General features: G+C 71.9%; 20 protein-coding genes. 12 read left to right on the top strand and 8 right to left on the bottom strand.

Annotated elements, in window-relative coordinates; all coding sequences use genetic code 11:
• Positions 1–211 precede the first annotated feature (211 nt).
• Positions 212–1,426, top strand: a complete 1,215-nt coding sequence (gene serB / locus OG897_RS11620) for a phosphoserine phosphatase SerB (RefSeq protein WP_266655470.1) — start codon at positions 212–214, stop codon at positions 1,424–1,426.
• A gap of 90 nt (positions 1,427–1,516) precedes the next feature.
• On the opposite strand, the gene OG897_RS11615 is transcribed toward serB, so the two are convergent.
• The 4 genes from OG897_RS11615 to OG897_RS11600 form a co-directional block, all read right to left on the bottom strand.
• Positions 1,517–2,035 (bottom strand): histidine phosphatase family protein, encoded by a 519-nt coding sequence (locus tag OG897_RS11615; protein WP_266655469.1) that lies wholly within the window; start codon positions 2,033–2,035, stop codon positions 1,517–1,519.
• A gap of 117 nt (positions 2,036–2,152) precedes the next feature.
• Positions 2,153–2,380, bottom strand: a complete 228-nt coding sequence (locus OG897_RS11610) for a hypothetical protein (protein WP_266655467.1) — start codon at positions 2,378–2,380, stop codon at positions 2,153–2,155.
• Between the two features lie 144 nt (positions 2,381–2,524).
• The gene (locus OG897_RS11605; RefSeq protein WP_266655465.1) at positions 2,525–2,641 is read right to left on the bottom strand and encodes an SGM_5486 family transporter-associated protein; all 117 of its coding nucleotides are present in this window, start codon (positions 2,639–2,641) and stop codon (positions 2,525–2,527) included.
• Between the two features lie 62 nt (positions 2,642–2,703).
• Positions 2,704–4,044: an MFS transporter gene (locus tag OG897_RS11600; RefSeq protein ID WP_266655463.1), complete on the bottom strand. Its 1,341-nt coding sequence runs from the start codon at positions 4,042–4,044 to the stop codon at positions 2,704–2,706.
• 94 nt (positions 4,045–4,138) lie between these two features.
• On the opposite strand from OG897_RS11600, the gene OG897_RS11595 reads away from it, so the two are divergent.
• Positions 4,139–4,825 carry a FadR/GntR family transcriptional regulator gene (locus OG897_RS11595; RefSeq protein ID WP_266655461.1) on the top strand — a complete coding sequence of 229 codons (687 nt, stop codon included), beginning with the start codon at positions 4,139–4,141 and terminating at the stop codon, positions 4,823–4,825.
• 37 nt (positions 4,826–4,862) lie between these two features.
• On the opposite strand, the gene OG897_RS11590 is transcribed toward OG897_RS11595, so the two are convergent.
• Entirely contained in the window at positions 4,863–5,282 is a 420-nt protein-coding gene (locus OG897_RS11590; RefSeq protein ID WP_266655459.1) for a hypothetical protein, read from the bottom strand.
• A 196-nt stretch (positions 5,283–5,478) separates the two neighbouring features.
• Here OG897_RS11590 and OG897_RS11585 point away from each other — a divergent pair, with 196 nt between their 5' ends.
• The 7 genes from OG897_RS11585 (at position 5,479) to OG897_RS11555 (ending at position 15,021) form a co-directional block, all read left to right on the top strand.
• A complete protein-coding gene (locus tag OG897_RS11585; protein ID WP_266655457.1) occupies positions 5,479–6,909 on the top strand; it encodes an amidohydrolase family protein in 1,431 nt (476 codons plus the stop codon).
• Between the two features lie 185 nt (positions 6,910–7,094).
• Positions 7,095–8,549: a nucleobase:cation symporter-2 family protein gene (locus tag OG897_RS11580; RefSeq protein WP_266655455.1), complete on the top strand. Its 1,455-nt coding sequence runs from the start codon at positions 7,095–7,097 to the stop codon at positions 8,547–8,549.
• Positions 8,550–8,604: 55 nt separating this feature from the next.
• Complete coding sequence (locus OG897_RS11575) at positions 8,605–9,363, top strand: GntR family transcriptional regulator (protein ID WP_266655453.1); 759 nt, start codon at positions 8,605–8,607, stop codon at positions 9,361–9,363.
• A 78-nt stretch (positions 9,364–9,441) separates the two neighbouring features.
• The gene (locus OG897_RS11570; RefSeq protein ID WP_266655451.1) at positions 9,442–11,679 is read left to right on the top strand and encodes a molybdopterin cofactor-binding domain-containing protein; all 2,238 of its coding nucleotides are present in this window, start codon (positions 9,442–9,444) and stop codon (positions 11,677–11,679) included.
• 158 nt (positions 11,680–11,837) lie between these two features.
• Positions 11,838–12,788: an amidohydrolase family protein gene (locus tag OG897_RS11565; RefSeq protein WP_266655449.1), complete on the top strand. Its 951-nt coding sequence runs from the start codon at positions 11,838–11,840 to the stop codon at positions 12,786–12,788.
• Positions 12,789–12,914: 126 nt separating this feature from the next.
• Positions 12,915–13,661 carry a hypothetical protein gene (locus OG897_RS11560; RefSeq protein ID WP_266655447.1) on the top strand — a complete coding sequence of 249 codons (747 nt, stop codon included), beginning with the start codon at positions 12,915–12,917 and terminating at the stop codon, positions 13,659–13,661.
• On the top strand, positions 13,648–15,021 hold the full coding sequence (locus OG897_RS11555; protein WP_266655445.1) for a UbiD family decarboxylase: 1,374 nt from the start codon (positions 13,648–13,650) through the stop codon (positions 15,019–15,021). The genes OG897_RS11560 and OG897_RS11555 overlap by 14 nt, the downstream gene beginning before the upstream one ends.
• 11 nt (positions 15,022–15,032) lie before the next feature.
• Here OG897_RS11555 and OG897_RS11550 read toward each other — a convergent pair whose 3' ends face one another.
• From OG897_RS11550 to OG897_RS11540, 3 genes are all read right to left on the bottom strand, one after another.
• Positions 15,033–15,683 (bottom strand): CoA transferase subunit B, encoded by a 651-nt coding sequence (locus OG897_RS11550; RefSeq protein ID WP_266655443.1) that lies wholly within the window; start codon positions 15,681–15,683, stop codon positions 15,033–15,035.
• Between the two features lies 1 nt (position 15,684).
• A complete protein-coding gene (locus OG897_RS11545; RefSeq protein WP_266655441.1) occupies positions 15,685–16,476 on the bottom strand; it encodes a CoA transferase subunit A in 792 nt (263 codons plus the stop codon).
• A gap of 98 nt (positions 16,477–16,574) precedes the next feature.
• Positions 16,575–18,197, bottom strand: a complete 1,623-nt coding sequence (locus OG897_RS11540) for a PHB depolymerase family esterase (protein ID WP_266655439.1) — start codon at positions 18,195–18,197, stop codon at positions 16,575–16,577.
• Positions 18,198–18,817: 620 nt separating this feature from the next.
• On the opposite strand from OG897_RS11540, the gene OG897_RS11535 reads away from it, so the two are divergent.
• The 3 genes from OG897_RS11535 to OG897_RS11525 all read left to right on the top strand — a co-directional run bounded on the left by OG897_RS11535 (position 18,818) and on the right by OG897_RS11525 (position 22,543).
• On the top strand, positions 18,818–20,194 hold the full coding sequence (locus OG897_RS11535) for a tannase/feruloyl esterase family alpha/beta hydrolase (protein WP_266656754.1): 1,377 nt from the start codon (positions 18,818–18,820) through the stop codon (positions 20,192–20,194).
• 100 nt (positions 20,195–20,294) lie between these two features.
• Positions 20,295–21,080, top strand: coding sequence for a 3-hydroxybutyrate dehydrogenase (locus OG897_RS11530; RefSeq protein ID WP_266655437.1), 786 nt, complete (start codon positions 20,295–20,297; stop codon positions 21,078–21,080).
• Between the two features lie 62 nt (positions 21,081–21,142).
• The gene (locus OG897_RS11525) at positions 21,143–22,543 is read left to right on the top strand and encodes an MFS transporter (RefSeq protein WP_266655435.1); all 1,401 of its coding nucleotides are present in this window, start codon (positions 21,143–21,145) and stop codon (positions 22,541–22,543) included.
• Positions 22,544–22,549 lie beyond the last annotated feature (6 nt).

Below are 22,549 nucleotides of genomic sequence, written 5' to 3'. Positions count from 1 at the left end.
GCTTCGCCCCGGAGCCCCGGCCCGCCTTCGGCGGGATGAGTCCCCTGCCCCGCCCCTTCACCTGAAGCGCTCGCCGCGCGGCTGTCTCGCGTACGTGCGGGTGCGTCGTGGCTGGGCGCGCAGTTCCCCGCGCCCCTGACGGGGCGCTTCGTGTCCGGCAGACAAGACGGGGTCGGACTGTTGCGCGAGGGGCGGATACGGTGGGCACACCATGAGCGCACTGCCGAATACCGACGTCCCCACCCTTCTCGTCAAGATCTTCGGGAAGGACCGTCCCGGGATCACCGCCGGGCTCTTCGACACCCTCGCCGCCTACTCCGTCGACGTCGTCGACATCGAGCAGGTCGTCACCCGTGGCCGCATCGTTCTGTGCGTGCTCGTGACCGAGCCCACCGTCGCCGCCGCCGGCGAGCTGCGGGCGACCGTGCACAGCTGGGCCGATTCGCTCAAGCTTCAGGCCGAGATCATTTCGGGTGTCGGTGACAACCGGCCGCGTGGCAGCGGCCGTTCGCACGTCACCGTGCTCGGGCATCCGTTGACGGCCGAGTCGACGGCGGCCATAGCGGCCAGGATCACCGCTACCGGTGGCAACATCGACCGTATCTTCCGGCTGGCCAAGTATCCGGTGACGGCTGTCGAGTTCGCCGTTTCAGGGGTGGAGACGGAACCGCTGCGGACCGCTCTCGCCGTCGAGGCGGCGGGCATCGGGGTCGATGTCGCGGTCGTGTCCGCGGGGCTGCACCGGCGGGCGCAGCGGCTGGTCGTGATGGATGTGGACTCGACGCTCATTCAGGATGAGGTCATCGAGTTGTTCGCGGCGCATGCCGGGTGTGAGGCGGAGGTCGCCGCCGTCACCGAGCAGGCGATGCGGGGGGAGCTCGACTTCGAGCAGTCGTTGCATGCGCGGGTGGCGTTGCTGAAGGGGCTCGACGCCGGGGTCGTGGAGAAGGTCCGGGCCGAGGTGCGGATGACGCGCGGGGCGCGGACTCTGGTACGGACGCTGAAGCGGCTCGGGTATCAAGTGGGGGTTGTTTCCGGGGGGTTCACGCAGGTCACGGATGCGTTGAAGGACGAGCTGTCGCTGGATTTCGCGCAGGCGAACACGTTGGAGATCGTCGACGGGAAGCTGACCGGGCGGGTCGTCGGGGAGGTCGTGGACCGGGCCGGGAAGGCGCGGCTGCTGCGGCGGTTCGCCGCCGAGGCCGGGGTTCCGCTGGATCAGACCGTGGCGATCGGGGACGGGGCGAACGACCTCGACATGCTCAACGCGGCGGGGTTGGGAGTGGCGTTCAATGCCAAGCCCGTGGTGCGGCAGGCAGCCGACACGGCGGTGAACGTGCCGTTCCTGGACACCGTCCTGTATTTGCTGGGGATCACCCGCGAAGAGGTCGAGGCTGCGGACGGCGACGTCGTACACGCTCACTGACGTACCGAGGAAGACGCGACGGGAGGGCCCCGGGAGCCGGCAGTGGCTTCCGGGGCCCTCCGTATGCGGGGGGGGGATCCTCGACCTCGGTCAGTCGTGCGGCGCCCAGTAGTCGGTCAGCTTGCCCACGCCGTGTTCCACGGACTTCCACGTGCCGGTGAATTCGAGCACCGCGTACGTCGCGGTCGGGAAGCCGCCCTTGGTCATCCGGGCCAGCGCGTCCGGGTCCGCCGTGCCCGCGAGGGCGTCCGCGACGGCGTGCATGCCCGGGTTGTGGCCGATGACCAGCAGGTTCGCGACGTCGTCCGGGGTCTCGTTGAGGAGGGCGATGATCTCGCCGGGCGAGGCTTCGTACAGCCGGTCCTCGTAGACGGTCTTCGGCCGGTGGCCCATCTCCTGCACGGCCAGCTTCCAGGTCTCACGGGTCCTGGTGGCGGTGGAGCACAGGGCCAGGTCGAAGGTGAGACCCGTGTCGGCCAGCTTGCGGCCTGCGGTGGCGGCGTCCCGGCGGCCCCGGTCGGCGAGCGGCCGGTCGTGGTCGGACACCTGCGGCCAGTCGGCTTTGGCGTGCCGGAGAAGGACGATCCTGCGGGGTGTATCGACGCTCATGCACCCCAGCTTCGCACGAAATGCGCGTCGGGGCCCGGGGTGTTGGCGGGGTCCCCGGCACGGGCGGCGCCCGGGACGGCGTCGGCGGGACAGCGGCGGCGGGGCGGCGGCGGGCGGTCAGCCGGGCAGGACGTCGAGGACCAGGCCCACCAGGTACGCGAGGCCGGGAGCGTCCCGCCCGGAGGGCGCGGCGTGCGCCTGCCCGGGGCCGGTCATCAGTACGAGGAGCACGACGAAGGAGAGCACCGGCAGGATGACGGACCACCACGGGAGGCGCTTGCCGGTGACGGCGCGACGCGCGGTCCGGGAGGTGGTGCGGGCGGGGGTGAGCGTGGGGGCCGACATGGCCGCCTCCGTGAGGTGAGCGGGTGGTACCCGGTGAGGTACCTAGAACCTACGGAGTGCGGGCCGCCCGGCCCATCCGGTGAACTACCCACTTCACCCTGAGCCCAGCCCCCTAGGGGATGGTGGGGACCCCCCCCCGAAGGGTCAGGGGGAGGCGATCGTGGCGATGACCGCGATGACCACCGTGACGAGGAGCATCGCGCCGAGCACGATCAGCAGCTTCTTCTGACCGTTCTGGGGATTCGGGTCGAGTACAGGCATAGCGCCCAGTCTCGCACCCTTTGCCCCCTCCCCCACCGCCGGGCCGGGGCCCCGCCACCGGGTCAGGCGGCCAGTTCCTTCTCGATCGTACGGTTGCGGCCCGCGAGGGCGCCGACGAACATCTGCGGCACCATCAGCGCGGCCATCAGTGCGATCGGCAGGCCCCAGCCGCCGCTGGCGTCGTGCAGCACGCCGATGAGCAGCGGGCCGGGGATGGAGATCAGGTAGCCGATGCTCTGTGCGAACGCGGACAGCTTGACGACGCCCTGGTGGCTCTTGGCGCGCAGCCCGATCATGGTGAGCGCGAGGGGGAAGGCGCAGTTGGAGACGCCGAGCAGGAGGGCCCAGGCCCAGGCGCCGCCCGCGGGGGCCAGGTAGAGGCCCGCGTAGCCGGACAGTCCGCACAGGCCGAGGACCACCACGACCGGGCCCTGGTTGGTCAGGCGGGTCGCGACGCGCGGGATGACGAAGGCGAGCGGGATGCCCATCGCCATGGTGAGGGCCAGGAGGATGCCGGACGTCCCGGCGGAGATGCCCGCGTCGCGGAAGATCTGCGGCATCCAGCCCATCGTGATGTACGCGGCCGTGGCCTGGAGCCCGAAGAAGCAGGCCAGCGCCCAGGCGGTACGGGACTTCACCATGCGCAGCTGAGAAGTGGGGACCGAGGCGGCCGACTCCAGGGCCTCGACGTCCGGGCTCTCGGCCCGAGCACGGGCGGTGGCGGCCCTGCGGTCGCGGCCGTGCCTGAGGGCCAGCGGCAGCCAGACGCAGAGGGCCAGTGCGGCGAGGATGCCCCAGACGGCGAGGCCGGTCTGCCAGCTGCCGCCGAGCGCCTTGGTGAGCGGGACGGTGGACAGGGCGGCCAGCGAGGTGCCGATCGCGAGGGCCATCGAGTACAGGCCGGTCATGGTGGAGACCCGGTCGGGGAACCACTGCTTGACGATGGCCGGGAGCAGGATGTTGCTGACGGCAATGCCGACGAGGGCGAACGCGCTCGCGACGAGGAAGCCCGGGGTGCCGCCCAGGAAGGGCCGCAGGAACAGACCGGCGGCTATCGCGGTCATGCCCGCGCAGACGATGGACGCCGGGCCGAAGCGGCGGGCCAGGCGCGGGGCCATGATGCCGAACACCGCGAAACAGACGGACGGCACGGACGTGAGCAGACCGGCGACGGCGCCGCTCATCCCGAGCCCCTTGCGGACCTCTTCGAGGAGGGGGCCGAGGCTGGTGATGGCGGGGCGGAGGTTGAGCGCGGCGAGCACCAGGCCGACGACCATGAGGCGGACGAGCCAGACGGAGTACGCGGGCGTCTTCGGCGGGGCGGTCGGCGGCCGCGAGGCGGTGCGGGGCTGCTGTGCGGTGCTGGGCTCGGGGCTCAGGGTCCGGGTTTCATCGACGGGCATAGGTCCATCATAGAATCATGGGATGATTGGTTGTCCAATCGTGGCCGAGGGTCGCAACCCGTCCCGGCCCAGCCCGCCCCGAACGAGGAGCACCATGACGCTGACCTCTCCCCGGCGTTCCGCACTCTCCGACCAGGTGATCACCGCCCTGCGCAACCAGATCACCTCCGGCGAGTGGCCCGTGGGGTCACGCATTCCGACCGAACCCGAGCTGGTCGAGCAGCTCGGGGTGGCGCGCAACACCGTCCGCGAGGCGGTGCGCGCGCTCGCCCACAACGGCCTGCTCGACATCCGGCAGGGCTCGGGCACGTACGTCCTGGCGACGAGCGAGCTGGCGGGGGTGATGCACCGCAGGTTCGCGGACGCCGATCCGCTGCACATCGCGGAGCTGCGCTCCACGCTGGAGTCCTCGGCGGGGCGGCTCGCCGCGCAGCGCCGCACGGACAAGGACGTACGGCAGCTGGACGCGCTGCTCGCGCGGCGCGAGGAGGCGTGGGCCTCGGGCGACGCCGAGCAGTTCGTCACGGCGGACGCCTCGCTGCACCTGGCGGTGGTGGCCGCCTCGCACAACGACGTGCTGATCGGGCTGTACGCCGACCTCGGGGATCTGATGCGGCACTGGCTGCGGGACGACATCGGGCACGAGCTGCGGCCCGAGGACCACATGGACCACGCGCGGCTGATCGAGGCGATCCGGGCCGGTGACGCGGAGACGGCGGCGGCCGAGGCGGCGAGCTACTCGCTGAAGTGCCTGGCCGAGCGCGGCTGCCTCACGGAGTGAACGGACGCGTGAGCCGGGACCGACCAGAACCGCGGGCTCACGGGGTGCGCCCGCGCCTGACGGGCGGCGACGGGTGGTCGGGGGCGCGTTCGTGGGTGACCCAGGCACCGCCCACCTCCTTCCAGCACCGGCCGGTCAGCCGTACGGTCTCGGCCGGACCCACCTCCACCGGGGTGGCGTCGCCGTCGAGGTCCCACCAGCGCGCGCACTCGGTGTGCAGCTGGACGAGGTCCGCCTCGGGATAGGGGTTGTGGCAGTACGAGACCACCTTCGAGCGCTCGATCACGGTGCGGCAGGTGGCCCCGAAGCGGGCGGGCTCGGCGGGAGCGGAGTGCGCGGCGACGGCGGGTGCGGGTTCGTCGGGAAGTGCGGCGTGGACGGCCGCCGTGCCCGCCGATCCGGCCAGGACTATGGAGGACAGGACGAGCGCAGCCGCTCTTCTGCTGTGCGCCGACACCCCTCCACCTCCCCGCAGACTGCTCGAACCGGGCCGTTTTTGTTCTGGTTCGATCAGTCTGCGGTGAGTTCGTGTGGTTTTCGACTTGAGGGGCCTCTGACGAGCACGTTCCGTCGGGGAGGGTTGACAGGCCGTTCGGCCTGAATACGTTACATGCAACATTGAGTATGTCCGTAACCCTTCCGGGAGGACCTCCATGCAGCCCAGGCACACCCCTGACGTCTCCCGCCCCCTGCCGTGCGACCTCCTGCTGTCGGGCGGGCGGGTGGTGACCGTCGACGGGCGGCGGGCCGTGTACGAACCGGGCTCGGTGGCGATCTCGGGCAACCGGGTCGTGGCGATCGGCCCGGTCGCCGAGATCGACGACCAGTGGGAGGCGGCACGGACCGTCGACTGCCGGGGCAAGGCGGTGCTGCCTGGCTTCGTCGACGGGCACTCGCACCTCTTCCAGGCGCTGGCCAGGGGCATGGGCGAGGGCTTGTCGATCTGGCCGTGGCTGTGCGAGTTCATGTGGCCGTACTCGATAGCCGTCGACCCCGAGGACGCCCGGGTGGCGGCCACGCTGGGCGCGGTCGAGGCGCTCCGCTCGGGCATCACCACCGTGATCGACAACCACTACGCACCGACCGACCCGGACACCGTGCTGGCCGTGGCACGGGCCGTCGAGGCGGCCGGGCTGCGGGGCGCGATCGCGCGCGGGATGCTCGGGCACAAGACGGAGGTGGCTCGGCGACGGGGGCTGCCGGACGCGCTGTACCGCTACTCCACGCAGGAGGAGCTGGACATCACCCGGGATTGCATGCAGCGCCGCCCGCCGCGCACCTCGATGGTCGAGATCTGGCCCGCGCCGCTCAATCTGAGCTACGTCGACCAGGACCTGGTCCGGGGTGCGGTGGAGTTGGCCGCCGAGTTCGGGACGCGCTGGCACACGCACTGCTCGGAGGGGGCCAAGGACCCGGCGAGCTATCTGGAGGCGTACGGCGTACGACCGGTGGAGTGGCTGGCCAGGGAGGGACTGCTCGACGAGCGGGCCACCCTGGCGCACGCGATCTGGCTGGACGACGCCGAGGTCAAGCACGTCGGAGAGCGCCGGGCCGGGGTCTCCCACAACCCGGCCTCCAACGCGTATCTGGCCTCCGGCGTGATGCGGCTGCGCGAGCTGCGGGACGCGGGCGCGGTGGTGTCGCTGGGCACCGACGGGCCGAGCGCCGGGCACCGGCAGGACATGTTCGAGGTGATGAAGCAGACCCTCTTCGGCCAGCGGCAGCACCACCTCGACCCGGCGTCGGCGCGCTGCGAGGAGGCGCTGGAACTGGCCACCCGCGAGGGCGGCAGGTACGCGGGCACCGGTACCGGCACGCTCTCGGTGGGCGCCGCCGCGGACGTCGTGGTCGTGGACCTGGACCGGCCGCACCTGCGTCCCGTGCACCGCACGGTCGCCACCCTCGTCTACTCCGCGCGCGGCAGCGACGTCGCGATGACGATCGTCGACGGCCGGGTGGTGTTCGAGGACGGGCGCTGCGTCCTCGTGGACGAGGCGTCGCTGCTGGCCGAGGCGCAGGAGCGGGCGGAACGGCTGGTGTCCCGGGCCGGTTTCGACGCGTTGCGCAGCCCTTGGCGGCACTGAGTCCTCGCGCACTCCCCCGGCCCCACACCCACAGACCGCCCACCAGCCTCCCGAACCCCACAGACCTCCCGAGCACCACAGCCTCCCGAGATTCGCAGGACCCACGGCTGCCCGTCCGCGGCCACCGTACGTGCGCATACAAGGACCCCTGCCGTCACGGGCGGCGGGTGGAGGGAGAACGCACCATGTCCCGCACCACAGATCACGGCTGTACGGACGACGAGAAGGGCCAGGGGGTCGCGCCACCGGAGGTGCGGGACCCCGTGGAGGCGGTGCCGTCGTTCTGGCGGCTCGCGGTGTACGGATTCCAGCACGTGCTCGCCTTCTACGCCGGGGCGGTAGTGATGCCGCTGCTGGTCGCGCAGGGCATCGGGCTGCCGGACGAGGACATCGGGCTGCTGGTCAACGCCTCGCTGCTGACCTGCGGCATCGCGACGCTGATGCAGGCGGTCGGCTTCAAGGGGGTCGGCATCAAACTGCCGATCGTGCAGGGCACGTCGACCACGGCGGTGCCCTCGCTCGTCTCGGTGGGGCTGGCGGCCGGTGGCGCGAAGGCCGGGATGCCGACCGTGCTGGGGGCGGTGATCGCGGCGGGGCTCGCCCTGTTCGTGATCGCGCCCGTCTTCAGCAAGCTGGTGAAGTACTTCCCGCCGCTGGTCACGGGCACCATCGTGACGATCGTCGGGATCACCCTGCTCGCGGTGGCCGCCCGTCAGGTGGGCGGCGGCGACCCGAGTGCGAAGACCTTCGGGTCGCCCGCGCAGTTGGGGCTCGCCGCCGTGACGTTCGTGGTCATCCTGCTGCTGTACAAGTTCTCGCGGGGCTTCCTGGCGACGATCGCGGTGCTGGCGGGGCTGTTCATCGGCACGGTCGTGGCGGCCCTCGCGGGCAAGACGGACTTCTCGAAGATCGGCGACGCGTCGTGGATCGGGATGGCGGCTCCGCTGCACTACGGGATCCGGTTCGACAGCCTCGCGATCCTGGCCATCTTCATGGTCATGATCATCGTGGCGGTGGAGTCGATCGGGCAGTTCTTCGCGGTCGGCGAGATCGTCGGCCGTGCGGTGGACGGCAAGGGCGTCACCCGGGCGCTGCGGGCGGACGGGCTGGCCACGGCGGTCGCCGGTGCCCTCAACTCGTTCCCCAGCACGGTGTACTCGCAGAACATCGGGCTGATCCGGCTCACCCGGGTCAAGAGCCGGTGGATCATCGCGTCGGCGGGCGTGATCATGATCCTGTTCGGTCTGGTGCCGAAGATCGGGGCGGTCGTCGCCGCGATGCCCGCCTCCGTGCTCGGCGGCGCGACCATCGTGCTGTTCGCGACGATCGGCGTGGTCGGCATCCAGATCCTGCTCCAGGCGGATCTGACCGACCAGCGGAACACCATCCTGGTCGCCGCCAGCCTGGGCATCGGATTCCTGCCGACCGCGTTCCCGCAGTTCGCCGAACAGATGCCGACACGGCAACTGCATGCACTGTTCGAGAGCGGAATCATCCTCGGCACGATCACAGCCGTCCTTTTGAACCTGTTCTTCCACCATTTGCGGCTGCCGGGCGGTCACAGGAAGGAGGTCGAAGCCGTTGACCCGCCGGAACATTACATGCAACATGAAGTGCACACGGAGAAGGACCCCGTCTAGCGAGGCCCCCGTGTAACACCGACAACGCGTCACGCAGGGGGATGGGGAGGCGAGGATGGCGACCGACAAGGCACAGCAGGCGGTGAGCACGCAGGCCGTGCAGCACGCTGTGAATCCGGTCGCGGCCGGGAGTCTGCTGGCGGACCGGGCGTACGACGAGCTGAAGGCCGCCGTGCTGGCGAACCGCCTGCGGCCGGGCGACGCCCTGTCCGTACCGGCGCTCGCCACGCAGATGGGCATCAGCCGCAGCCCCGTCAGGGAAGCCGTGCAGCGGCTGATCCACGACGGACTCGCCTCCCACGTCCCGCACCGGGGCGCCGTTGTCTCCACCGTCGACCTGGCGGACGTACGTCAGCTGTACGTGGTCCGCGAGGTCATGGAGGGGCTGGCGGCGCGCCTGGCCACCGAGCGGCTCGACGCCACCAAGGTCGGCGAGCTGCGCGACCTCCTGGAGCGGCACGAGCGCGTGGTCACCTCGGACTACGACGAGACCGCGCACATCGAGATGGACATGGCGTACCACAGCCTGATCCGCGAGGTCGCCGGGAACACCCACCTGACCTCGGCCCTGGACACCATCCAGGGCAAGGCCCACCTGGCGCTGCACTCCCTGTGGCGCAGCCCGGAGGCCCCTCGGCTCGCGGTGGCCGAACACCGCCGGATCTTCGAGGCGATGACGGCCGGTGACCCGGACGCGGCGGAGCTCGCCGCCCGGGAGCACATCAGGCGGCTGCGCATCCGGCTCTCCCAGGCGGTGGCCGCGGGTCCTGACCAGGACGACGCGCGGGGCCCCGGGATCCACCCGGTGGCGTGACTCCCGTACAGCACAAGGCAGTTCAGGCACCACATCGCACCACCCAACCCCATTGCTGCGGAAGGGAAGTGATCGATCGTGAGCACCGCTACCGGAATCCGGAATGGGGTGGGCGAAAGCGTCCGGCGGCCCGACGGCCGGCTGAAGGTCAAGGGGGACTTCGCGTACTCCTCGGACCTGCACGCGGACAACATGGTGTGGGGCGCGACGCTCCGCAGCCCGCACCCCTCCGCCCGCATCACACGCTTCGACGCGAGCCGGGCGCTGAAGCTCCCGGGCGTCGTCGCGGTGCTCACGCACGAGGACGTTCCCGGGCATCCGCTGTACGGCATGAAGGTCGCCGACCAGCCCGTACTGGCCAAGGACGTGGTCCGCTACCAGGGCGAGCCGGTGGCCCTCGTCGCCGCCGAGCACCCGGAGACCGCGCGCCGGGCGCTCCGGCTCATCGAGGTGGAGTACGAGATACGGACCCCGCTGACCGATTCCGAGCAGGCGGTCAGCGGCGAGGGGCCCCGCGTCCATGACCGACGGGTCGACGGCAAGGACGAGCTGGGGAACGTCGTACGCCATGTCCGCATCCGGCACGGCGACATGGCGGAGGCCGAGCGGCTCGCCGAGGTGGTCGTCTCGGGGACGTACGACGTGGGCATGCAGGACCAGGCGTTCCTGGGTCCGGAGTCGGGGCTCGCGATACCCGCCGAGGACGGCGGCGTCGACGTCTACGTGTCGACCCAGTGGCTGTACGACGACCAGCACCAGATGTGCTCGGCGCTCGGGCTCCCCCCTTCGATGGTCCGGCTGACCATGTCCGGCGTCGGCGGGGCCTTCGGGGGCCGCGAGGACGTGTCCGTACAGATCCACTCCGCGCTGCTCGCCCTGCACACCGGGCGGCCGGTGAAGATGAGCTACAACCGCGAGGAGTCCTTCTTCGGGCACGTGCACCGGCACCCGGCGAAGATGTGGTTCGAGCACGGGGCGACGCGCGACGGCAGGATCGTCTACGTGAAGGCGCGGCTGGTCTTCGACGGCGGCGCGTACACCTCCACCTCGCAGGTCGTCATCGCCAACGGCTCGTACTTCGCGGCCGGGGCGTACGAGGTCCCGCACGTGGAGATCGACGGCTACTCGGTCTACACGAACAACCCGCCCTGCGGGGCGATGCGCGGCTTCGGCGCCGTCCAGAGCTGTTACGGGGTGGAGTCGAACCTCGACAAACTGGCCCGCGCCCTGGGCATCGAGCCGGTCGAGCTGCGGATACGCAACGCCATGACGACCGGCACCATGCTGCCGACCGGGCAGCGGGTCGACGGCCCCGCACCCGCGGCGGAGCTGCTGGAGCGGCTGCGCGACCGGCCGCTCCCACCGCCCGGCGACGGCGTCTTCGGGCTCCCCGGCGGCCTCAACAACACCACCCGTGGCGAGGGCATCAGGCGCGGCGTCGGGTACGCGATCGGCGTCAAGGCGATCGGCTTCTCCGGCGGCGTCGACGACCGCTCGGTGGCCCGGGTCCGGCTGTCCCTGGCGGACGGCGAGCCGGTGGCACAGGTGCACACCTCGGCGGCCGAGTGCGGCCAGGGCATCGTCACCGTCCAGGCCCAGATCGTACGGACGGAGCTCGGCGTCCAGCAGGTGACGGTCCTCCCTGCGGACACGCAGGTCGGCGACGCGGGCTCCTCGTCGGCGTCGCGGATCAGCTGGATGAGCGGGGGCGCGGTGCAGGGGGCGTGCAAGGCGCTGCGTCGGCGCCTCACCGAGCTCGGTGACGGCGACCTCGGTCAACTCCTCGCCGTGCACGGGCCGTTGGAGGAGGAGTACGAGTACTCCCACCGCCGGACGTATCCCGTGGACCCGGAGCGCGGGCAGGGGCAGGCGCACATCGCCTTCGCGTTCGCCGCGCACCGCGCCGTGGTGGAGGTCGACACCGAACTCGGCCTGGTGAAGGTCGTCGAGCTGGCGACCGCCCAGGACGTCGGCAGAGCGATGAATCCGCTCGCCGTGGAGGGGCAGATCGAGGGCGGCAGCGCGCAGGGCCTGGGGCTCGCCCTGATGGAGGAGCTGCACGTGAAGGACGGCAAGGTGCGCAACCCCTCCTTCACCGACTACCTCATCCCCACCATCGCGGACATGCCGTCCGTGCCCATCGACCTTCTCGAACTGCCGCACCCCGACTCGCCGTACGGCCTGAACGGGGTGGGCGAGCCGCCCACCCTCTCCTCCACACCGGCCATCGCGAACGCCCTGCGCGACGCGACCGGGCTTGAGCTGGGCAGGGTGCCGGTGCGACCGGACAACTTCACCGATCCGGCCCGGCCCTGACGGCCATCACGACCACCGGCACGACCACCGACACGACCACCGGAAGGAGGTGAGGCGGGCCCTGCCCTGGGTCCCCGAACGGTTCACCACGGTCCACACAGAGCGACGTACGCCACAGAGCTACGTACGACCAGAACCAGCAGGGAAGGAACAGCACCTTGATCATCGACACCCATATGCACCCGACGAACATCGTCGACCAGGCGTGGAGGCACGACGGCGAGCCGTTCACCGGTGAGCGGACCCTCGCGATGATGGACGGCCCGTTCATGATCAACGGGAAGCCGCGCCGGATCGACTACGGCTGCATCATGCCCCCGCCCGGCAACTCGGTGTGGCAGGACGGGATGCGCGGGGGTCGCGAGGGCATTCGCGATTACATGGCGTACATCACGAAGCTGGTCACGGAGTACCCGGACCGCTTCATCGGGAACTTCATGTACAACCCGCGCTTCGGGCCGGAGAACGGCGCGAAGGAGCTGAGGTTCCACGTCGAGGAATACGGCTACAAGATGCTCAAGCTGCATGCCAACATGCACGCTTACCGCCCGGACCGGGCCCTGGACTGGCTGCGTCCGGTACTGAAGGTCTGCGACGAGCTGGGCATCCTGGTGCTCATCCACACCGGTGACGGGCCGTACTCGATCCCGACGCAGTTCTACCCGATCATCCGGGAGTTCCCGAACGTCAACTTCATCCTCGGCCACTTCGGTGTGCAGACGGGTGGCGTGTACTGCTTCGAGGCGCTCTACATGATCCTCGACTCGCCGAACGTGTACGGCGAGTCCGGCTGGCTCCTCCAGTCGCGCATCGTGGAGTTCGCGCAGCAGATGGAGAAGCACCAGCTGGTCTTCGGCACCGACTCGCCGCCGAACGAACCAGGCATGTGGGCACGGGAGCTGGAAGTCCTCATGGGCCCGCCGCCGCAGGGGATGAACCTCAGCGAGGAGCACCTGGAGGGGTACCTCGGCAACAACGTGGCGAAGCTGCTCGGGCTCGACCCGACGCCCGCGCCCCGGGACCAGGAGGAGGCGCAGCTGCGGCTGAAGAGCTCGTACGCGACGCTGGAGAACCCGTCGGCGAAGTCCGCAGCGGAGATGCGCGGGTAGTTCCCCGGACCGGGGGTGGCTCCGATGCTCGGGAGGCTCGGGGCCACCCCCTTCTCCGTACGACCTTCTTTGTCGATTCACAGTCGATTCGTGGCTCGTTCTTCGTGTGAGAAAAGTGGTGTCGCCATGCAGCAGCGCATCGGTCATCTCGTCCCCTCCACCAGCGTCGGTGTCGAACGCTGGGTGTCCCAGATCTGCAAGCCGTTCGCCATCGAAGTGGCGCACCCGATCGCCCGTGCCTCGCTCCCCGAGGTGATGAGCGGCCCGGCCATCGCTCCGTCCCAGTCCGGCGAACTCACCCGTGCCGCCTCGCAGTTGGCGGACGCCGGGGTGGGCGCCGTGGTGTGGAGCGGCAGTTCCGCCGACCTGCACGGGGCGGCGCACGGGCGGGCGATGGCGCGCTGGGTGGAGGAGGTGACGGGCGTGCGGGCCTCGACGGTCACCCTCGGCCAGATCGATCTGCTGTCACGGCGGGACATCGTGTCGATGGCGCTGGTGTCGGCGGGCAACGAGCAGACGGCGGGCCGGCTGGCGGACACCTACCTCGCCGCTGGCTTCAAGATCTCGTCGGTGACGGCGCTCGGCCTGACGACCGCGCGGGAGGCGGCCGAGCTGCCGGTCTCGCGGGTGCGCCGACTGCTCCTGGACGCGGACTCGCTGGACGCGCAGTGCATCGTGGTCGCGGGGACGGAGCTGCCGGTGGCACCGGTGGCGGCGCTGGTGGAACGGGAGTTGGGCAAACCGGTGTACGACGGGGCGCGGGTGGCGATCCGTACCGGACTTGAGCTGCTGGGGTTGTCGGTGACGGCGCCGGAGTGGGGCGAGATGTTCGGGGTCCCGCATGCGGCGGGGGTGTGCTGTGACACGCACTGAGGTGTCGCAGGACCTCAGGGACTTCCTTCGCTCGTACGCGGACGAGCACCCGGACGACGTCCTGACGGTCGGGGAGAAGCTGGACGGCGAGGACGTGGCGGCGCTGGCCATGGAGCTGGCGGCGCGGGGCCGGGACGAGATGCTGGTCTGCCGCGACGTGGCGGGCGTGGACACCTCGGTCGTCACGAACGTCTTCGCGTCGCGGCGGCGGGTGGCCCGGCTGCTGGGGACCGATCCGGCGGGACTGCACGCGGCGTACCAGGCGGCTTCCGCGCGCACGTGCACGCCTCGGGTGGTGGCGGAGGGGCCGGTGCTTGAGGTGGTGGAGTCGGGCGAGGACGTCGACCTGGCCTCGCTGCCGCTGATCCGGCACTTCGCCTCCGACCGGGGCCCGTACATCACGAGCGGGATCATCGCGGTGGAGGCCCCGGCGAACGCTCCGGGGCGGGCGGGCAATCTGAGCTACCACCGCTCGATGGTGCACAGCCGCAACGAGCTGGCGACGAGCCTGCACTCGCGCGGCCACCTGTGGCAGTTGCTGCGGCTCGCGGAGGAGCGCGGCGAACGGCTGCCGGTGGCACTGGTGCTGGGCGGGCACCCGCTGTTCATGCTGGCGGCTTCGGCGCGGCTGGGGGCGGACGTGGACGAGCGGGACGTGGCGGGTGGTCTGTTCGGCGCGCCTCTGGAGGTCGTACGGACTCCGCAGCACGGGATACGGGTGCCGGCGAGCGCGGAGATCGTGCTGGAGGGGTACCTCGATCCGGCGCGGCACGCGGAGGAGGGGCCCTTCGGGGAGTTTTCGGGCTACTCCTCCGACCGGTCGACGAACGACGTGCTGACGGTGGAGACGGTGCTGCGGCGGCGCGACGCCCTGCTGCTGGACGTGGTCGGGGGGAACACCGACGAGCATCTGAATCTGGCGCGGATACCCCGCGAGTCGGAGATGGCGCAGAAGCTGAAGGAACGGTTCCCGGAGGTGAGCGCGCTGTACTACCCGACGTCGGGCACGCACTTCCACGCGTACGTGGCGATGCGGGCGTCCCGGCCGGGGCAGGCGCGGCAGATCATGCTCGGTCTGCTGGGCTGGGACCCGTATCTGAAGACGGTCGTCGCGGTGGACGCGGACGTGGACGTGACGGACGACGCGCAGGTGCTGTGGGCCATGGCCACGCATCTCCAGCCCCACCGGGACGTGTTCGTGGTGGACGGGCTGCCGGGGAGCCCCCTGGACCCCTCCTCCACGGCGAACGGCACGACGTCGCGGATGGCGCTGGACGCCACGCGGGGGGCGGATTTCCACGGGGTGCGGATCCGGGTGGACCCGGAGCGGGTGGCGACGGCGCGGCGGGTTCTGGGCTGAGCGGGGGGGGCTCATACAGTGCCGGGCGCGGGCGTCTCGACGTCCGCGCCCGTCGCCCGTCGCACCTCCTCCTCGCTCACGCCCGGGGCCAGTTCGCGCAGGACGAAGCCCCGGCCGGGGACGACGTCCAGGACCGCGAGGTCCGTGATGACGCGATGGACCACCGCGCGGCCGGTGAGCGGCAGGGTGCACGCCTCCACCAGTTTCGGCGAGCCGTCCTTGGCGCGGTGCTCGGTGAGCACGATCACCCGCCGCGCCCCGTGCACCAGGTCCATCGCGCCGCCCATGCCCTTCACCATGGCTCCCGGGATCATCCAGTTGGCGAGGTCGCCGGTCGCGGAGACCTGCATCGCGCCGAGGACGGCGGTGTCGATGTGGCCGCCGCGGATCATGCCGAAGGACTCCGCCGAATCGAAGAAGGACGCGCCGGGGCGCACGGTGACGGTCTCCTTGCCCGCGTTGATGAGGTCCGGGTCGAGGGCGGCTTCGTCCGGGTAGGGGCCGACGCCGAGGATGCCGTTCTCGGAGTGCAGGACGACCTCGACGTCGGGCGGGAGGTGGCCGGGGATCAGGGTGGGCAGGCCGATGCCGAGGTTGACGTAGGTGGCGTCGGTGAGTTCGCGGGCGGCCCGGGCGGCCATCTGGGGGCGGCTGAGGGGCATGTCAGCGGGTTCCTTCGGGGGGTCGGGTTCCGGTGGCCAGGGTGCGGCGCTCCACGCGGCGCTCCCTGGCGGGGTCGTCGGGGGCGATGGCGACGACCCGCTGGACGTACACACCGGGGACGTGGATGTGCGCGGGGTCGAGCGTCCCCGGCTCCACCACCTCCTCCGCCTCGGCGATCGTCACGCGTCCGGCCGAGGCGGCGGGCGGGTTGAAGTTGCGCGCGGAGGCGTGCAGGACGAGGTTGCCGTGCCGGTCGGCGACGGCCGCGCGGAGCAGGGCGAAGTCGGTGGTGATCCCGTGCTCCAGGAGGTACGTCCGACCGCCGAACTCGCGGGTCTCCTTGGGCGGTGAGGCCACGGCGACGGTGCCGTCGGCCGCGTACCGCCGGGGCAGCCCGCCCTCGGCGACCTGGGTGCCGACGCCGGCCGGGGTGTAGAAGGCGGGGATGCCCGCGCCGCCCGCGCGCAGCCGTTCGGCGAGGGTGCCCTGGGGGACGAGCTCGACCTCCAGCTCCCCGCTGAGGTACTGGCGGGCGAACTCCTTGTTCTCGCCGACGTACGAGCTGGTGGTGCGGGCGATGCGGCCCGCGCCGAGGAGCAGGCCGAGGCCCCAGTCGTCCACGCCGCAGTTGTTGGAGACGATCTCCAGGTCGCGGGTGCCCCGGGCGAGGAGGGCGTGGATGAGGGCGCTGGGTATCCCGCAGAGCCCGAAGCCGCCCACGGCGAGCGAGGCTCCGTCGGGGATGTCCGCCACCGCTTCGGCCGCGCTCGCGACCGTCTTGTCGAGTCCCATCCGGGTACCTGCCTCCGTGCGCTTGTGGGTGGGGTGCGGGGCGAGCGTAAGGAGCGGGGCGGGGCCGGGACCATGTGGTCCCGGCCCACTTCCCGGCCTCAGCGGATGGGCGCCTCGCACCCTCCGCCCGGCCCGTCGGCGAGGACGAACCAGCCGGGCGACGCCTCGTGGAGGGTGCGGGTGACGGCGGTGTTCCACAGCCCCATGGGCTGGCCCGAGCCGACGGCGTACGTCTGCCCGCCGCTGTGCCGGGCCCGGCCCGCGACGGTGTGCGCGTAGTTGCTCGCGGTGAAGCAGGTGCCGCCGGGCGGGGTGCCGGTGGTGGTCGCGCGGACCGCGGAGGAGAGGGCTCCGGTCCGTCCCTCGGGGCCGACTGCGGCGATCCGGTAGTCGTAGGCGGTGCCGGGGGTCAGTGCGGTGTCGGTGTACGAGGTCCCGGTGAGCGTGCCGCCGGTCGGGGTGCCGTCGCGCAGGACGGTGTACGACGCGGCGCCGGGCACGGCGTCCCAGGCGAGGGAGGCGGTGGTGTCGGTGGTGCCGGTGAGGCGCGTCCCGGTGGGTGCGGGGAGTCCGGTCGGGTCGTCATCTCCGGTCAGCCCCCAGAAGCGGGCGGTGTGCAGGCCGGAGCAGAGAGTGTCGAGGTAGTAGGTTCCGGCGGTTCCGCAGCTTTCGTCGCCCGTCCCGGGGTCGACGGCGAGTCCGTGCCCCATTCCGGCCACGGAGTAGACCCGTACGGCGGGCCGTCCTGCGGGGTCGTCGTACTCGGTGACGGTGGTACGGGCGGGCAGTTCAGCGGTGCGTGAGGGCGTCTGGCCGATGCCCCACACGTCGGTCCACTGGTCGCGGAGCTCGGTGGCGTTGGCGGGCCTGACGGTGGTGTCGGCGGTGCCCTGCCAGACGGCCACCCGGGGCCAGGAGGTGGTGCCGCGCGGGGCCGCTGCCCGCACCAGTGCGCCCCACTGGGCCGGGGTGCGGTCCGGCGGGGTGTACATGCAGGTGTACGCGGCGGTGGAGGTGGTCGCGCAGGACGCGGGCAGGCCGGAGGCGATCGAGCCGCCCGCGAAGACGTCGGGGTAGGCGGCGAGGAGGTTGGCGGTCATGGCGCCGCCCGCGGAGAGGCCGGTGACGTACACGCGGCGCGGGTCGCCGCCGTACCGGGCGAGCACGGCGTCGACGGCCTGTCGGACGGAGGCGGCCTCGCCCCGGTCGCGCGAACTGTCGCCGGGCTCGAACCAGTTGAAGCACGACTGGGGGTTGTTCGCGCCGCTGGTCTGCGGGAGGGCGAGCGCGAAGCGGTACCGGTCGGCGAGGCGGTCCCAGCCGGAGTGGGAGAAGTAGTCGGCGGCGCTCTGCCCGCAGCCGTGCAGGGCGACGACGAGGGGGGCGTTCGGGGGGAGGTCGGTGGGGGCGTAGGCGTAGAGGGAGAGGTTTCCGGGGTTGGAGCCGAAGGCGGGGACGGGGGTAAGGGCGGGGGCGGGGGCGGCTTCTGCTGCGGTTTCTGCTGCGGTTTCTGCTGCGGCTTCTGCTGCGGCTTCTGCTGCGGCTTCTGCTGCGGCTTCTGCTGCCGCACGGTCGGGGGCGGCCGTGGGATCGGACGCGGGCCGGACCGCCGCTTCCGCGACGGGTGTCGGGTGGGCGACGGCGGGCCGGGCGGTGCCCAGCAGTCCGGCTGCGAGCGCAACGGCCGCCAAGGCCGTGGCGAACGGGCGGAGACGGTTCATGGTGTGCGGCTCCTGCGGGTGGGGGGCGGCGGCTTTCGGGCCGCCTGCGGTGCGGTGCAGGATGCGGGCGCGGGCGGGAGGGCTGATACGGGTGCGGGAGCCAGGAGGTACGGGGGTGTTGTGTGGGCGGGACCCCTTTCTCCCACGGCTTTCTCGCACAGCTTTCTCGCACGGCTTTCTCGCACGGCTTTCTCGCACGGCCGGGCCGGGACGGCGCGGCGCGGGTCGTACGAGGTTGCGGAAGGAACTCGCGGCGGGGACGGCAGTCGGTCGGGCCGAGGGTGGCTCCGGACGGCCCCGCCGGACCCGGATCCGCTCCCGGACCACTCCCCCGAAACGCGGCCCCGGACCGGGACGGCCCCACCGACCGGCGGCCCCGGAGCGGGCCGCTGCCCCCTTTCCGGGTGGCTTCCGGTGCGTGCGCTGTGGGACGGCACCACCGGCCGGGCGCCCCTTGTGGCTCCCGCACCCGTGCCGCTCTCCGGGCCCGCCGCCTAGCCTCCGCCCTGCCGATACCCCCTGCCCGAAGCCCCCTTGGAGGCCCCGTGCATCTCCCGCCCCGCGCCCTGTTCCGTACGGGATTCCGTACAGGCACGGCCCTGCTGCTCCTCCTCGCCCCGGTGGCCGCGCTTCCGGCTGCCGCCGGGGCGGCCCCCGCGCCCGACCCGGCCGACGGCACGCGTGGCGCCGGGCACTGCGGCCGGTCGGCCCAGCTCCGTATCCCTGGCGCGGAGCGTCATGTGACGTCCTGCCTGAGCGAGTTGACGACGGCCGGAACCGTCGCCTCCGGGCACACCGATCCGGCCGACTGGGCGGGCCTCACGCCCAAGGACCTGGCCACTCCCTCCGGCGTTCCGGGCATCCAGCTCGACGGATACTTCCCGGACACCTCCACCACCAACACCAACCACGGCTGGAACCACGACGCCCAGTTCGTGATCCGGCTCCCCGACAAGTGGAACGGCGGCCTCGTCGTCACCGGCACCCCCGCCAACCGCGAGCAGTACGCCAACGACCGCGCCATCGCCGACTGGGTGCTCGCCCGCGGCTACGCGTACGCGGCCACCGACAAGGGGAACACCGGCCTGGCCTTCTTCCGCGACGGCCGCCGCCCGGGCGACGCGATCGCCGAGTGGAACACCCGCCTCACCCAGCTCACCCGCGCCGCCCGCACCGTCGTCGCCCAGCGCTACCTGCGGCCCCCGGACCGCACCCTCGTCACCGGCATGTCCAACGGCGGCTACCTGGTCCGCTGGCAGTTGGAGAACCACCCCGAGCTGTACGACGGGGGCGTCGACTGGGAGGGGACCCTCTGGCGGCCCGAGGGCCCCCACCTCCTCACCTTCCTGCCGCCCGCCCTGCGCGCGTACCCGGTGTACGCGGCCGGAGGCGCGGGCGCGGCCGACGCGCGCAAGGCCCTGCACCGCGCCGGATACCCGGCCGGTTCGGAGTTCCTGTGGCCCTACCACCACAAGGTCTACTGGGACCTGACCCAGCGGATCTACCGGGAGGAGCTCGATCCCGGCTACGACGGGGCCGCGACCGAGGCCGGGACGCCGTACTGCGCGCCGGGCAGCGGGCCCGGCTGCGACACCGACTACGTGTACGAGCAGCGGCCGCGCCGGGTGCGGGACGCGGTGCGGCGGATCGGGCTGACCGGCCGGATCGGCAGGCCACTGCTGACGCTCCACGGCGACCTGGACGTACTGCTGCCCGCGAGCCGGAGCTCGGACGTGTACGCGCGGATGGTGCGCGACGCCGGGCGGGGCGCGTTGTTCCGGTACTACCGGATCGCGGACGGCACCCACGTGGACTCGCTCGTGGACGCCTTCCCGGACCGGCTGCGACCGCTGGCGCCCTGCCACCGGGCGGCGTTCGGGGCGCTGGAGGAGTGGCTGGACAGGGGCGTACGGCCGCCTGCGAGCGGCACGGTCGCCCGGCCCGCCGGACACGACGCGACCGCACTGCGCGAACGCTGCGACCTCGGTCGGCGCTGACCCGACGCTCCGGCATGGGTGTCACCCCCATGGGACGGACCCTCATTGTGGGTGTCCGCCCCATGGGAGCCGGACGGGCCTCTCCCTACTGTTTCCGGCCATGACGACCCACATCTCCGCTCCGCCGCCGGGCCCGGTTCCCGCCCCCCTGCACGGCCGCACCGCCCTGGTGACCGGCGGTGGCAGCGGCATCGGCCGGGCCTGCGTCCTGGCCCTCGCCTCAGCCGGAGCCACCGTGCACGTGGTGGACCGCGACGGCGGGGCCGCCAAGGCAGTGGCCGGGGAGGCGGGCGGGCAGGCCCACGTGGCTGACCTGGCCGACCCCGACGCCATCGGCCTGCTCCCCCGCGACGTCGACGTCCTCGTCAACAACGCGGGACTCCAGCACGTCGCCCCGCTCACCGCGTTCCCCCCGGAACGCTTCGAGCTGATCCAGCGGGTGATGGTGACGGCCCCGTTCCTGCTGCTGCGCCACACCCTTCCGCACATGTACGGGCAGGGGTGGGGCCGGGTGGTCAACGTCTCCAGCGTGCACGGGCTGCGCGCCAGCCCGTACAAGAGCGCGTACGTCGCGGCCAAGCACGCGCTGGAGGGGCTGAGCAAGGTCGCCGCGCTGGAGGGCGCCCCGCACGGCGTGACCAGCAACTGCGTCAACCCCGGCTACGTACGCACCCCGTTGGTGGAGGGCCAGATCCGCGACCAGGCCGCCGCCCACGGCATCGCCCCCGGCCAGGTCCTCGCCGACGTCCTGCTGGCCCGCTCCCCCGTGAAGCGGCTGCTGGAGGGCGAGGAGGTGGCGGCGGCCGTGCTGTGGCTGTGCGGCCCGCACTCCGCGTCCGTCACGGGCGTCTCCCTCCCCCTGGACGGCGGCTGGACCGCGGGCTGACACTCCCGCCACGTCCGCACTGCTCCCGCACCTCCCCTCTCTCCCGGAACCGGTGACCCACCATGACCGACACCGCGACACCCGCCTCTCCCCCACGCACCGGCATCGCCCGCGTCGTCGGCGCGAGCCTGATCGGCACCACCGTCGAGTGGTACGACTTCTTCCTCTACGGATCGGCCGCCGCCCTCGTCTTCAACACCCTCTTCTTCCCCACCGGTGACCCCCTGGTCGGCACCCTGATCGCCTTCGTGACGTACGCGATCGGCTTCGTCGCCCGGCCGCTGGGCGGGGTCGTCTTCGGGCACTTCGGCGACCGGATCGGCCGCAAGAAGCTCCTGGTGCTGAGCCTGCTGATGATGGGCGGCGCGACCTTCGCGATGGGCCTGCTGCCCACGTACGGGACGATCGGCGTCGGCGCGCCGATCCTGCTGACCGTGCTGCGGCTGGTCCAGGGCTTCGCGCTGGGCGGCGAGTGGGGCGGGGCGGTGCTGATCGTCTCCGAGCACGGCGGCGACAAGCACCGTGGTTTCTGGGCGAGTTGGCCGCAGGCGGGCGCGCCCGGCGGCAACCTCCTGGCCACCGGCGTGCTGGCACTGCTGGCCGCCGTGCAGTCGGAGGAGGCGTTCCTGTCGTGGGGCTGGCGGATTCCGTTCCTGCTGTCAGGCGTTCTGGTGGTCATCGGGCTGTGGATACGGGTCTCGGTCTCGGAGTCCCCGGTCTTCCTGGCCGCGCAGGCCGCGGCGCGGGCAGACGCGGAGCGCGGGGTCAGCGGGACCCTAGGCGTCAAGGACCAGGCCCCGGTCGTGGAGGTGTTCCGGCGCAGCTGGCGCGAGGTGCTCACCGCGATCGGCACCCGGTTCGGCGAGAACATCTCGTACTACCTCCTCACCTCCTTCCTCCTCGTGTACGTCACCGTCCACCTCGGTCTCCCCAAGTCCACCGCCCTGAACGCGGTGCTGATCGGCTCGGCCGTGCACTTCGTGACGATCCCGCTGTGGGGCGCGCTGTCGGACCGGATCGGACGGCGCCCTGTGACGCTGATCGGGTCTGTCGGCATGGCCGTGTGGGCCTTCGTCTTCTTCGCCCTGCTGGACGGGAAGTCGTTCGCGGTGATCACGCTGTCGGTGACGGTGGGGCTGCTGCTGCACGGGGCGATGTACGGGCCGCAGGCGGCCTTCATCTCGGAGATGTTCGACACGAAGGTCCGCTACTCGGGGGCCTCGATGGGCTCGCAGCTCGCGTCGATCGTGGCGGGCGCGCTGGCCCCGATCATCGCCGTGCAACTGCTGAAGGACTTCGACACCTCGCTGCCGCTGAGCCTGTACCTGGGCGGGGCGGCGCTGGTCACGACGGTGACGGTGTACTTCGCGAGGGAGACGCGGGGCCGGGACCTGAACCGGAACGAAGTGGCCGCGGCACCGGAGACGGCCGCTGCCGGATCGGGGGCGTCCGGGTCCGGGTGAGCGGGA

Origin of the sequence: Streptomyces sp. NBC_00237 (genome assembly GCF_026342435.1) — a bacterium.
Taxonomy (GTDB): Bacteria; Actinomycetota; Actinomycetes; order Streptomycetales; family Streptomycetaceae; genus Streptomyces.
Note: the sequence above shows the minus strand (reverse complement) of the source record. Positions and strands in the feature narration are given on the sequence as shown.

Bases quoted from the DNA above. Each gene is read 5' to 3' on its own strand.
- serB (WP_266655470.1), top strand. From the start codon at position 212: ATGAGCGCACTGCCGAATACCGACGTCCCCACCCTTCTCGTCAAGATC.
- OG897_RS11615 (WP_266655469.1), bottom strand. From the start codon at position 2,035: ATGAGCGTCGATACACCCCGCAGGATCGTCCTTCTCCGGCACGCCAAA.
- OG897_RS11610 (WP_266655467.1), bottom strand. From the start codon at position 2,380: ATGTCGGCCCCCACGCTCACCCCCGCCCGCACCACCTCCCGGACCGCG.
- OG897_RS11605 (WP_266655465.1), bottom strand. From the start codon at position 2,641: ATGCCTGTACTCGACCCGAATCCCCAGAACGGTCAGAAGAAGCTGCTG.
- OG897_RS11600 (WP_266655463.1), bottom strand. From the start codon at position 4,044: ATGCCCGTCGATGAAACCCGGACCCTGAGCCCCGAGCCCAGCACCGCA.
- OG897_RS11595 (WP_266655461.1), top strand. From the start codon at position 4,139: ATGACGCTGACCTCTCCCCGGCGTTCCGCACTCTCCGACCAGGTGATC.
- OG897_RS11585 (WP_266655457.1), top strand. From the start codon at position 5,479: ATGCAGCCCAGGCACACCCCTGACGTCTCCCGCCCCCTGCCGTGCGAC.
- OG897_RS11580 (WP_266655455.1), top strand. From the start codon at position 7,095: ATGTCCCGCACCACAGATCACGGCTGTACGGACGACGAGAAGGGCCAG.
- OG897_RS11575 (WP_266655453.1), top strand. From the start codon at position 8,605: ATGGCGACCGACAAGGCACAGCAGGCGGTGAGCACGCAGGCCGTGCAG.
- OG897_RS11560 (WP_266655447.1), top strand. From the start codon at position 12,915: ATGCAGCAGCGCATCGGTCATCTCGTCCCCTCCACCAGCGTCGGTGTC.
- OG897_RS11550 (WP_266655443.1), bottom strand. From the start codon at position 15,683: ATGCCCCTCAGCCGCCCCCAGATGGCCGCCCGGGCCGCCCGCGAACTC.
- OG897_RS11545 (WP_266655441.1), bottom strand. From the start codon at position 16,476: ATGGGACTCGACAAGACGGTCGCGAGCGCGGCCGAAGCGGTGGCGGAC.
- OG897_RS11540 (WP_266655439.1), bottom strand. From the start codon at position 18,197: ATGAACCGTCTCCGCCCGTTCGCCACGGCCTTGGCGGCCGTTGCGCTC.
- OG897_RS11530 (WP_266655437.1), top strand. From the start codon at position 20,295: ATGACGACCCACATCTCCGCTCCGCCGCCGGGCCCGGTTCCCGCCCCC.
- OG897_RS11525 (WP_266655435.1), top strand. From the start codon at position 21,143: ATGACCGACACCGCGACACCCGCCTCTCCCCCACGCACCGGCATCGCC.